The following is a 10,315-nucleotide window of genomic DNA, read 5'->3' on the forward strand; positions in this document are numbered from 1 at the left end:
GGCGGAGGCGAGCTTGCGGGCGACGCCCACGACGCGCGTCGCGAGGTGGTCGAGGGCGTTGAACTGGACCTCGCCGAGCGGGATGTCGTTGCCCCCGCCGGTGACGTGGCTGACGCCGTAGGGGTTTCCGTCGGCGAACTTCAGCGGGTCGGTGTAGCCGGGCGGGACGATGATGCCGCCGAAGTGGTAGATCGTGTTGTAGAGGGCGATCAGGGTGGTCTCCTGGCCGCCGTGCGCGGTCTGCGAGGCGGTGAACCCGGCGTAGACCTTGTCGGCGAGCAGGCCCTGCGCCCATTGCGCACCGAGGGAGTCGATGAACGTCTTGAGCTGCCCGGCGACGTTGCCGTAGCGCGTCGGGGAGCCGAACAGCACGGCGTCGGCCCACACCACGTCGTCCGCGGTCGCCGCCGGCGCGCCCTTGGCCGCCTCGGCCTCGGCGGCCTGCTCGTCGGTGGCGGCCTTCTCCCCGCCCGTGGGCTGGCGCACCACCTGGCGCAGCCGGACCTCGGCGCCGGCCCGCTTGGCGGCCTCGGCCAGGCGCTCGGCCATGCCGCGCACCGTGCCGGTCGCGGAGTAGTACACGATGGTCAGCTTCACGTCACCCACGACGGAACCCCCTCAGGTTGTTGAGCGTGCAACCAACAACCTAGCGCGGTCACCCCCGCACGTCCACGGTGACCGGCACGCCGCTCCGGCCACCGTAGGTGAGACGCCGCAGCAGCACCTCCGCGGGCCCGCGGCGGTCGCGCGCGTGCAGGGCCCGGGCCAGCAGCACCGTCAGCGCCCACGTGGCGGCCGCCACCGCAGCGGTCACCACCAGCCCCCCGCGCGGGGCCAGCCCACCACCCCAGGAGGCACCCCAGGAGACGAGGACGGCGCAGAACAGCACCGACTGCGCCAGGTAGCAGCTCAGCGACCGCTGACCGCACGCCGCCAGGGCGGTCACCACGGGTCCCGGCCGCTGGCCCGCCCCCACCGCCCGCGCCGCCAGCAGGCCGAACAGGGCCGCGTACCCGGCGCCGCCGGCGTACCCGCCGAGGCCGTGCGCGGCGCCCGCCAGCGCCTGCGCGCCCAGCGACGGGCCGGCCCACACCCCCGAGGCGATCAGCGCCAGCGGCAACCCGCCGGCCACGGCCAGCAGCACCCCGGCGACCGCCACCCGCACCAGCAGGCGCCGGTGCCGGGCGGGTTCGTCCAGCAACCGCCGCCGCGCCGCCCAGGCACCCGCGGCCACCGCGCCGACGAGCCCCACGCCCTGCGCCAGCACCCCGACGGACGGCCACTCCAGCAGCCGGTACCCCAGGGCGGGCAGCACGTCGTCCTCCCCCAGCGAGGGCACCATCGCCGTGGTGCCCCCGGGGGTGCGCAACCCCTCCCCCGCACCCGCCAGCGCCACCAGCAGCACCCCCGCGACGAGGAGGGCGCGCAGCCGGCCGCGCACCAGCGCCCCCGCGAACAGCACCGCGATCAGGCCGTAGGCACCGACGACGTCACCGGGCCACAGCAGCACCCCGTGCACCGCACCGATGAGCAGCATCCACCAGCCCCGGCGGCGCACCAGGCGCACCACCGCCGGCTCGGGGGAACCGGCGCCGCGCCGGCGGCGGGCCAGCTGCACGACCCCGTAGCCGAACAGCAGCGAGAACAGGGGGAAGGCGCGGCCGTCGACCAGGGTGAGCTGGACGGCGGTCACGACGCGCTCGGCGGCGCCCATGACCTCCGGGGCGGGATAACCGCGGAACCCCAGCTCGCGGCCGGTCACGTACAGGTGGGCGTTCGCCAGGGCGATGAGCAGCAGCATCGCCCCGCGCGCCACGTCGGGGGCCAGGACCCGCTGCGACACCGGCGTGCTCGCCTGCGCCGGGGCCACCGGCGTCCGCGCCACCTGCGCCACCTGGGTCCGCGCCACCCGTGTGCGTGCCATGCCTCGACGCTAGGAGCCCGGCGCGCCGGCCCCATCCACCGGACGACGTACCGGGTGTCCGGCGAGGGGCGTACCCGCGCCCGAGCCCGCGCCCGGACGCGTCAGCCGCGGCCGCCGAAGCGGAACGGCAGCGGGATCGGCCCGCAGCAGCACACCCCCTGCACCTGCGTCGCCATGAGCAGCGACGCCGCCCGGTGGCAGGCCAGGAACTGCGCCGCGGTGGGCACGACGCCCCGGAACAGGCCGCGCCGGCGCAGGACGTCGCGGACCACCGCGGAGCAGGAGGGGCCCCCGTGCGCGACGCGGTGGGCGCAGGACCACCCCTTGCGGGGCGAGATCCGGCGCTGGTATGCGCCGATGAGGAGATCGGCTGCCCGGGCGGCGGGGTTCATCGTGCGAACGTACCGCCGCAGCAGCCGGCGCACCTCCGCGGGCGAGGGCGCGGGCGGCCGGCGGGTGCGCCGGGTGTCCGGCGCGGGAGAAGCTCTGAAACCGGTTCCTTGACGCCGTCGACCGCCGCTCCTAAGGTTCCCCCGACCACCGGAAAGCGTTTCCATCCGTCCGCTCACCGCCGAGCCCCGGCCGGTCCTCGACGACGAGGCCCGACGACCCCTGGAGACCGCATGCCCGTCGTCCGACGCACGCTCGCCGCGACCGCCGCCCTCGCCGCCGGTGCGCTGGCGCTCACCCTGGCCCCCTCCGCCACCGCCACCACCACCACCGCCTCCGCCACCGCTCGTCCCGACCTGGGCCGGGAGGTCCTCGGCGCCCGGGACGGCTGGGCCGCCGCCGAGGGCGGCACGACCGGGGGCTCGGCGGCCGACGCCGACCACGTCTTCCACGTCCGCACCTGGGAGGAGTTCCGCGCCGCCCTCGGCGGGGACGCCGCCCGCGGGGACACCACCGCGCGCATCGTCTACGTCCACGGGAAGATCGACGCCAACCTGCGCACCCCCACCGGGGCCGTCGACTGCGACGCCTACGAGGTGGACGGCTTCGACGTGCAGGACTACGTCGACGCCTACGCCCCCGAGGTCTGGGGCACCGAGGCCGAGCCGTCCGGGCCGCTGGAGGACGCGCGCGCCGCGTCGGCCGCCGTGCAGGAGGCGCAGGTCCGCCAGCACGTCGGCTCCAACGTCACCATCGTCGGGGTGGGCCGCGACGCGCAGATCACCGGCGCCGCGCTCACCGTCCGCGGCTCGGACAACGTCATCGTCCGCAACCTGCGCCTGTCCGACGCCTACGACTGCTTCACCGCCTGGGACCCGACCGACGGCGACGCCGGGGCGTGGAACGCCGCCTACGACAACCTGTGGATCGCCGAGTCGACGCACGTGTGGGTGGACCACACCACCTTCGACGACGGCGAGAACCCGCCGTCCTCCCTGCCGGAGGTCTACGGGGTGAAGTTCGAGGTGCACGACGGCCTCCTCGACATCACCAACTCCGCGGACCTCGTCACCGCGTCGTGGAACGAGTTCCGCGACCACGACAAGACGAACCTCGTCGGCTCCTCGAACTCCCGGGTCGCCGACCGCGGCAAGCTACGGGTGACGTTCCACCACAACCTGTGGGAGGACATCGGCCAGCGGGCACCGCGCGTGCGCTACGGCGACGTGCACGTCTACAACAACTACTACGTGCAGCGCGACGCCGGGTCCTACGCCTACAGCTGGGGCGTCGGCGTCGAGGCGGAGATCGTCGCGGAGAACAACTTCTTCGCGCTGTCCCGCGACGTCGACCCCGCCGGCGTCGTCGTCGACTGGCGCGGCACCACCACGGCGGGTTCGGGCCTGCAGGAGTTCGGCACGCTCCTCAACGGGATCGCCAGGCGCAACCGCGTCAGCCTCGTGGCGGCGCACAACGCCACCAGCGACGTGGACATCCCGACGACGGTGAGCTGGGACCCGGTGCTGCACGAGCGCATCCACCCCACCGCCGCCGTCCCGGCGCTCGTCACGGCGTGGGCGGGCTCGGGCCGGCTGCGCTGACCCCCGCCCTCACCCCCGCGGCGAGCCGCTGGTGTGGTGCCGGCCCAGCGGCAGCACCAGCGGCTTGCCGCACGTCGGGTCGGTGATGACGCGGCTCTCGAGGCCGAACACGGTGCGCACGCAGTCCTCGGTCAGCACGTCCGCGGGCGCACCGGCCGCGTGCAGCCGCCCGCCGGCGAGCGCCACGAGGTGGTCGGCGTAGCGGGCGGCGAGGTTCAGGTCGTGCAGCACCATGACGATCGTCGTGCCGCGGGCGCGGTTGAGGTCGGTGAGCAGGTCGAGGACCTCGACCTGGTGGCTGACGTCGAGGAACGTCGTGGGCTCGTCGAGCAGCAGCAGGTCCGTCTGCTGCGCCAGCGCCATCGCGATCCACACCCGCTGCCGCTGCCCGCCGGACAGCTCGTCCACCGGCCGCTCGGCGAGCCCGGCGGTGTGCGTGGCGTCCAGCGCGGCCGCGACGGCGGCGTCGTCGGCGGCGCTCCAGCGGCTGAAGAGGCCCTGGTGGGGGTTGCGGCCGCGGCCGACGAGGTCGGCGACCGTGATCCCCTCCGGGGCGACCGGGGACTGCGGCAGCAACCCCAGGGTGCGGGCCAGCTCCTTGGCGTGCATGCGGTGCACGGACCTGCCGTCGAGCAGCACGGCGCCCGCGCGGGGCGCCAGCAGCCGCGACATCGACCGCAGCAGGGTGGACTTGCCGCTGGCGTTGGCGCCGACGATCGCCGTGATCCGGCCCGGCGGCACGGCCAGGTCCAGCCGCTCCAGCACGGCGCGGTCCTTGTAGCCGACGGCGAGGTCCTCCACCACCAGCGTGTGCGACGTCGTCACAGCGATCCCCCCGCGCGGTTGGTGCGGACGATGAGGTAGACGAGGTAGGGCGCCCCGAGCACGCCGGTGACGACGCCCACCGGGAACCGGGTGCCGAGGGCGAACTGCCCGACCAGGTCCGCGACGAGCACGAGCAGCGCCCCGACGAACGCGGCGGGCAGCAGCGGCGAACCGCCCGGGCCGGTGATCCGCGCGGCGATCGGGCCGGACAGGAACGCGACGAACGCGACGGGGCCGGCGGCGGCCGTGGCGAACGCGATGAGGAGCACGGCCGCGACGACGACCACCAGCCGGGTGCGCTCCACCCGCACCCCGAGCGCGGCGGCGGCGTCGTCGCCGAGCTGCGTCGTCACCAGGTCGCGGCCGCGGGCCAGCAGCACGGGCGCGAGCACCGCGAGGGCGACCAGCACGGGGACCGTCTCGCGCCAGGTCGTGCCGTTGAGGCTGCCGGTCAGCCACCGCGACGCCTCCTGCAGGTCCCACTGCCCGGCCCGGCCGAGGACGTACAGGGTGGCGCTGTCGAGCACCGCGTCGACGCCGATGCCCACGAGGACCAGCCGGGTGCCGGCCACGCCGTCGCGGTAGGCCAGCAGGTAGATGGCCAGCGCCACGGCGAGACCGGCGGTGATGGCGAAGACGGACACCTGCACCCGGCCGAGGGAGAGGAAGACGATGGCGAACGAGGCGGCGGCGCCGGCCCCGGCGCTGATGCCGATGACGTCGGGGCTGGCGAGCGGGTTGCGCAGCATCGTCTGGAACACGACGCCGCCCAGGCCGAGGCAGCAGCCGGCGGCGACGGCGAGCGTGGCGCGCGGCAGCCGCAGCCGCCCCACGGTGAAGGAGGCACCGGGCACGTCCTGGCCGAGGACGACCCGCAGCACGTCGCCGAGGGGGTAGGTGGTGCGGCCCACCACGAGGGTCGTGGTGAAGACGGCGACGATGAGGACGGCCATGGCGGCGATGACGACGCGGCGGCGCCGGCCCCGGTGGAGCCGCTGGCGGGTGACGGCCCGCACGGTCTCGGGGCTCGCCGCGGTGGGCGCGGGCGCGCCCGCCCGGGTGCTCACAGGGCACGCACCTTCTGCCGGCGGACGATGGCGATGAAGAACGGCGCCCCCACCAGCGCCGTGATGATGCCGACGTCGATCTCGTCGGGGCGGGCGACGACGCGGCCCAGGACGTCGGCGGCGGTCAGCAGCCCGGCCCCGGCGAGGGCGGAGAACGGCAGCAGCCAGCGGTGGTCGACGCCGACCAGCAACCGGCACACGTGCGGGACGACGAGGCCGACGAAACCGATGGGGCCGGCGACGGCGGTGGCGGCACCGGCCAGCACGACGGCCCCCGCCGCCCCCGCCGCGCGCACCACCGCGACCCGCTCCCCCAGTCCGGCGGCGAGCTCGTCGCCGAGCGCGAGGGAGTTCAGGGCGCGCGCCGAGGCGGCGCAGACGAGGAACCCCACGACGAGGAAGGGCGCCACCTGCGCGGTCCGGCCGAAGGTGGCCCCGCCGACGCCGCCGATCTGCCAGGACCGGACGCTCTCGGCGATGTCACCCCTGGGCAGGGAGACGGCGGTGATGAACGAGGCGAGCGCGGCGGAGGTCGCGGCACCGGCCAGCGCCAGCTTCAGGGGGGTGGCCCCGCCGCGGCCGAGGGAGCCGACGGTGTGGACGAACACGGCCGCCACCGCCGCACCGGCGATCGCCACCCAGGTGCGGCCGGTGGCCGACGTCATGCCGAACCACGCGATCGCCACGACCACGGCCAGGGAGGCGCCGCTGTTGACGCCGAGGACCCCCGGGTCGGCGAGCGGGTTGCGGGTCACGCCCTGCATGACGGCGCCCGACACCGCCAGGGCGGCACCGACGGACAGCGCGAGGACCGTGCGGGGCACGCGCACGGCGACGGCGGCCTCGGCCAGGGTGTCGGTGCTGCCGCCGAGGCCCGCGAGGACGTCGGACCACGTCACGACCCGCGAGCCCACCGCGACCGAGGCGGCGGTGAGCCCGGCCAGGACCACGAGGACCACCAGCAGCCACAGCACGCGCACGCGCCGCGGGCGCCGCACGACGGCGGCGCCCGCGGTGGTGGGTGCGGTGGCCGTCACTTCGCGGCGTCGGCGGCCTGCGCGAGCATCCCGACGTACTCCTCCAGCACCCAGGAGATCGCCAGCGGGGTCGGGTTCGCCGCGGTGCCCAGCGGGCTGGTGCCCGGCAGCGAGACGATCGCCCCCTTCTGCACGGCGGGCATCTGCGACAGCAGCGGGTCGCCCTCCAGCGCGGTGACGAGCTCCTCGTCGCCGTAGGTGACGATCACCTGGACGTCGTCGAACGCGTCGACCTGTTCCGCGCTGATGGTCTGCGAGAACTGCACCTCGCCCGCGGAGGCCTCCTCGACGCTGGCGGGCATCGTCAGCCCGAGGTCCTCGAAGAACTGCACCCGGGTGTCGTGGGTGGTGTAGAAGCTGACCTCGCTGAGGTCGGCGGTGTCGACGTGGGTGAGGAACATCGTCGCGGTGCCCGCCAGCTGCGGGTGCGCGGCGACGGCCTCGTCGATGTCCGCCTCGATGTCCGCGATGAGCTCCTCGCCCTCCTCGGCCATGCCGAGCGCCTGGCTGTTCAGCTCGACGACGTCCCGCCACGCGGTCGCCCACGGCGCCTCGGGGTAGGCCACGACGGGGGCGATCTCGCTGAGGGTGTCGTAGTCCTCCTGCGTCAGGCCGGAGTAGGCCGCCAGGATCACGTCGGGGTCGGTGTCGGCGACGGCCTCGAAGTCGATGCCGTCGGTCTCGTCGAACAGGACGGGCGCCTGCCCGCCGAGCTCGCCGAGCTTCTCCTCCACCCAGGGCAGGACGCCGTCGCCGTCGTCGTCGCCGAAGTTCGCGGCGGCCATCCCGACGGGGACGACGCCGAGGGCCAGCGGCACCTCGTGGTTGGCCCACTGCACGGTGGCCACCCGCTCGGGCTTCGACTCGATGGTCGTGGTACCCAGCGCGTGCTCGATGGTGACGGGGAAACCGCCGGATGCGCCGGTCGTCGCGCTCGTGGAGGCCTGCGGTTCCTCGTCCTCCGACGAGGAGCCGCAGGCGCTGAGCAGCAGCGCCGCGACGGCGAGGAGGGCGGTGGGGGCGGTCCGGCGTCGTAGCACGACGGGACTCCTTCTCGGGGGGTCGGGACCCGGCTGGTGGACCGGCCGGCGCGGGGAACGCCTAGGTAACCCTCACCTTACCCGGACCGCCCGTCCCGGCCGTGGTGCGCTCGGCGCACCGCGAGGACGGTCCCCGGGTGGGCGGTCGCGCGGACCCGTGCGCGGCACACCGGCGACGGGCAGGATGGGGTGGTGACCGATCGGGACCACCTGCCGGGCGCGCACCCGGGGCAGCCCTCCGCGCAGCACGGCGGCAGGGCCCCGGTGGGCGAGGAGCTGGCCCGCCTGGCCCGCGACCTGCAGCAGCAGGAGACGCCGCAGGCGGTGCTGGAGCGCATCGTGGCGTCCGCGGTGGGGGTGGTGCCCGGCGCGGAGGACGCCACGATCACCCGGGTGCTCGGGCGCCGGCGGGTGACCTCGGTGGCCGCGACCGGCGAGCGCGCCCGGCGGCTGGACGAGCTGCAGGACGAGACCGGCCAGGGCCCCTGCCTGGACGCCCTCTTCCGGCAGCAGACCGTGCGGGTGGGCGACCTGGCCGCCGAGACGCGCTGGCCGCGGCTGGCCGAGCGGGTCGGGGAGATCGGGGCGCGCAGCATGCTGTGCCTGCAGCTGTTCGTCGAGGGGGAGGACCTGGGCGCGCTGGACCTCATCGCCTCCGGGCCGGACGCCTTCGACGACGAGTCCGAGGACGTCGGCCTGCTGTTCGCCGCGCAGGCGGCCGTCGCCCTGGCCGACGCGCAGCAGGCGCAGGACCTGCGCACCGCGATGACCAGCCGCAACCTCATCGGGCAGGCGCAGGGCATCCTGATGGAACGCCACAAGATCACCGCCGAGCAGGCGTTCGCGCTGCTGGCCAAGGTGAGCCAGGACCGCAACGTCAAGCTGCGCGACCTCGCCGAGGAGCTGATCTTCAGCGGTCAGCTGCACGTCCCGGGCTCCAGGCGGCGGGACCGGGCGTGAGACGCCCCCCGGCCGCCGCGGTCCTCGTCCTCGCGCTGGCCGGTTGCACCGGCGACGCCACCGACGGCGGCGCCGGCAGCGCGACCGCCGCCGGCCCATCCGCCTCCCCCACCGCAGCACCCACCAGCACCAGCACCGGCGGGGTCGCCGCGACGGACGGGGGGTTCGCGCGGCTGGAGCAGCGGTTCGACGCCCGGCTGGGCCTGTTCGCCGTCGACACCGGCTCCGGGCGCACGGTCGCCCACCGCGCCGACGAGCGTTTCGCGTTCGCCTCCACCGTCAAGGCGCTGGCGGCCGCCGCCGTGCTGGGCGAGACCACCGACGCCGAGCTGGACGCGGTGGTGACCTGGGACGCCGGCGAGCTCGTGGCCCACTCCCCCGTCACGGGGCTGCACGTGGACGGCGGGCTGCCGCTGCGGGCGGTGGCCGAGGCCGCGGTCACCGTCAGCGACAACACCGCCGCCAACGTCCTGCTCGACCGGCTGGGCGGACCGGGCGGCCTGGAGGAGCGCCTGCGCGCCCTGGGCGATGCCACGACCGAGGTGGACAACTGGGAACCGGAGCTCAACGGCTACGTCCCCGGCGACCCGCAGGACACCAGCACACCTCGGGCGATGGCCACCTCGTTGCGGGCCTACGCCGTCGGCGACGCCCTCGAGGCCGGCGACCGCGAGCAGCTGGTGCGGTGGCTGCGCGCGAACACCACCGGGGACGGGCTGATCCGCGCCGGGGTGCCGGACGGCTGGGTGGTCGGCGACAAGACCGGTCGCGCCGGCGTCCACGGCAACCTCGACGACATCGGCGTCGTCTGGCCGGCCGGCGGGCGCGATCCGTGGGTGATCGCCGTGTTCACCGACCGCGCCGATCCCGACGCCGGGTCCGACGAGGCGCTGCTGGCCGAGGCCACCGAACTGGTGGTGCAGCACCTGGGCTGAGCGGTTCCCCGGGGGCGGCGGCGGGAACCGCTGCCGGGCTCAGCCCCGGACCGGCGCGCCCAGCGGTGCGGTGAGGTAGCGCTGGACGGTGGGCGCGAGGACGGCGACCAGGTCCTCGCGGTCCACGTCCGCCAGGGGTGGCACCCGCAGCACGTAGCGGGCGATCGCGGTGCCCAGCAGGTGGGAGGTGGCCAGGGTGGCGCGCAGCTCGGGCCGGTCCGCGCCGATGCCCGGGGCGACGCGGCGGAGGACCCGGGCGCGCAGGAACTCGCGCAGCAGCTCGGCGGCCTGCTCGCTGCCGACGGCCGAGCGGAACATCGTCAGCAGCGGGGCGGCGGTGTCGGGGTCCTCCCACAGGCCCAGGTAGATCCGCACGATGCGCTCGCCCAGTTCCTCCCGCGGGCCGGCCAGCGCCCCGAGCACGCGCTCGACCGCGTCTGCCGGGAAGTTCACGGTGGCGGTGAACAGCTCGTCCTTGCTGCCGTAGAAGTGCCGGATCAGGGCCGGGTCGACGCCGGCGGCGGCGGCGATCGCGC

At 75.6% G+C, this 10,315-nt stretch carries 11 protein-coding genes; 3 read left to right on the plus strand and 8 right to left on the minus strand.

Annotated elements, in window-relative coordinates:
• From ABEB16_RS15155 to yidD, 3 genes are all read right to left on the minus strand, one after another.
• On the minus strand, window positions 1–606 hold a 606-nt coding region (locus ABEB16_RS15155), incomplete at its 3' end, for a flavodoxin family protein (protein WP_345713065.1).
• Between the two features lie 49 nt (window positions 607–655).
• A complete protein-coding gene (locus ABEB16_RS15160) occupies window positions 656–1,924 on the minus strand; it encodes a DUF418 domain-containing protein (RefSeq protein WP_345713066.1) in 1,269 nt (422 codons plus the stop codon).
• A 101-nt stretch (window positions 1,925–2,025) separates the two neighbouring features.
• Window positions 2,026–2,316: a membrane protein insertion efficiency factor YidD gene (gene yidD / locus ABEB16_RS15165; RefSeq protein ID WP_345713067.1), complete on the minus strand. Its 291-nt coding sequence runs from the start codon at window positions 2,314–2,316 to the stop codon at window positions 2,026–2,028.
• Between the two features lie 231 nt (window positions 2,317–2,547).
• Here yidD and ABEB16_RS15170 point away from each other — a divergent pair, with 231 nt between their 5' ends.
• Window positions 2,548–3,915 carry a pectate lyase family protein gene (locus ABEB16_RS15170; RefSeq protein ID WP_345713068.1) on the plus strand — a complete coding sequence of 456 codons (1,368 nt, stop codon included), beginning with the start codon at window positions 2,548–2,550 and terminating at the stop codon, window positions 3,913–3,915.
• 9 nt (window positions 3,916–3,924) lie between these two features.
• On the opposite strand, the gene ABEB16_RS15175 is transcribed toward ABEB16_RS15170, so the two are convergent.
• From ABEB16_RS15175 to ABEB16_RS15190, 4 genes are read right to left on the minus strand one after another with little or no spacing between them, the layout of a single operon-like run.
• The gene (locus ABEB16_RS15175) at window positions 3,925–4,740 is read right to left on the minus strand and encodes an ABC transporter ATP-binding protein (protein ID WP_345713069.1); all 816 of its coding nucleotides are present in this window, start codon (window positions 4,738–4,740) and stop codon (window positions 3,925–3,927) included.
• Window positions 4,737–5,807, minus strand: a complete 1,071-nt coding sequence (locus tag ABEB16_RS15180) for a FecCD family ABC transporter permease (RefSeq protein WP_425560209.1) — start codon at window positions 5,805–5,807, stop codon at window positions 4,737–4,739. Before ABEB16_RS15180 ends, ABEB16_RS15175 begins: the two co-directional genes overlap by 4 nt.
• On the minus strand, window positions 5,804–6,844 hold the full coding sequence (locus ABEB16_RS15185; protein WP_345713070.1) for a FecCD family ABC transporter permease: 1,041 nt from the start codon (window positions 6,842–6,844) through the stop codon (window positions 5,804–5,806). The genes ABEB16_RS15180 and ABEB16_RS15185 overlap by 4 nt, the downstream gene beginning before the upstream one ends.
• Window positions 6,841–7,884, minus strand: coding sequence for an iron-siderophore ABC transporter substrate-binding protein (locus ABEB16_RS15190; protein ID WP_345713071.1), 1,044 nt, complete (start codon window positions 7,882–7,884; stop codon window positions 6,841–6,843). The genes ABEB16_RS15185 and ABEB16_RS15190 overlap by 4 nt, the downstream gene beginning before the upstream one ends.
• Window positions 7,885–8,076: 192 nt before the next feature.
• On the opposite strand from ABEB16_RS15190, the gene ABEB16_RS15195 reads away from it, so the two are divergent.
• Window positions 8,077–8,844 (plus strand): GAF and ANTAR domain-containing protein, encoded by a 768-nt coding sequence (locus ABEB16_RS15195; protein WP_345713072.1) that lies wholly within the window; start codon window positions 8,077–8,079, stop codon window positions 8,842–8,844.
• On the plus strand, window positions 8,841–9,779 hold the full coding sequence (gene bla, locus ABEB16_RS15200; protein ID WP_345713073.1) for a class A beta-lactamase: 939 nt from the start codon (window positions 8,841–8,843) through the stop codon (window positions 9,777–9,779). Before ABEB16_RS15195 ends, bla begins: the two co-directional genes overlap by 4 nt.
• 39 nt (window positions 9,780–9,818) lie before the next feature.
• Here the strand turns inward: bla and ABEB16_RS15205 are convergent.
• Window positions 9,819–10,315 (minus strand): TetR/AcrR family transcriptional regulator (locus tag ABEB16_RS15205; protein WP_345713074.1); only part of this gene is annotated, 497 nt, incomplete at its 5' end.

It is taken from the genome of Kineococcus glutinatus, assembly GCF_039542765.1.
In the GTDB taxonomy this organism is placed as follows: domain Bacteria; phylum Actinomycetota; class Actinomycetes; order Actinomycetales; family Kineococcaceae; genus Kineococcus_A; species Kineococcus_A glutinatus.

Excerpts from the sequence above, each read along its gene's own strand:
- ABEB16_RS15170 (WP_345713068.1), top strand. The coding sequence starts at position 2,548 with ATGCCCGTCGTCCGACGCACGCTCGCCGCGACCGCCGCCCTCGCCGCC.
- ABEB16_RS15160 (WP_345713066.1), bottom strand. The coding sequence starts at position 1,924 with ATGGCACGCACACGGGTGGCGCGGACCCAGGTGGCGCAGGTGGCGCGG.
- yidD (WP_345713067.1), bottom strand. The coding sequence starts at position 2,316 with ATGAACCCCGCCGCCCGGGCAGCCGATCTCCTCATCGGCGCATACCAG.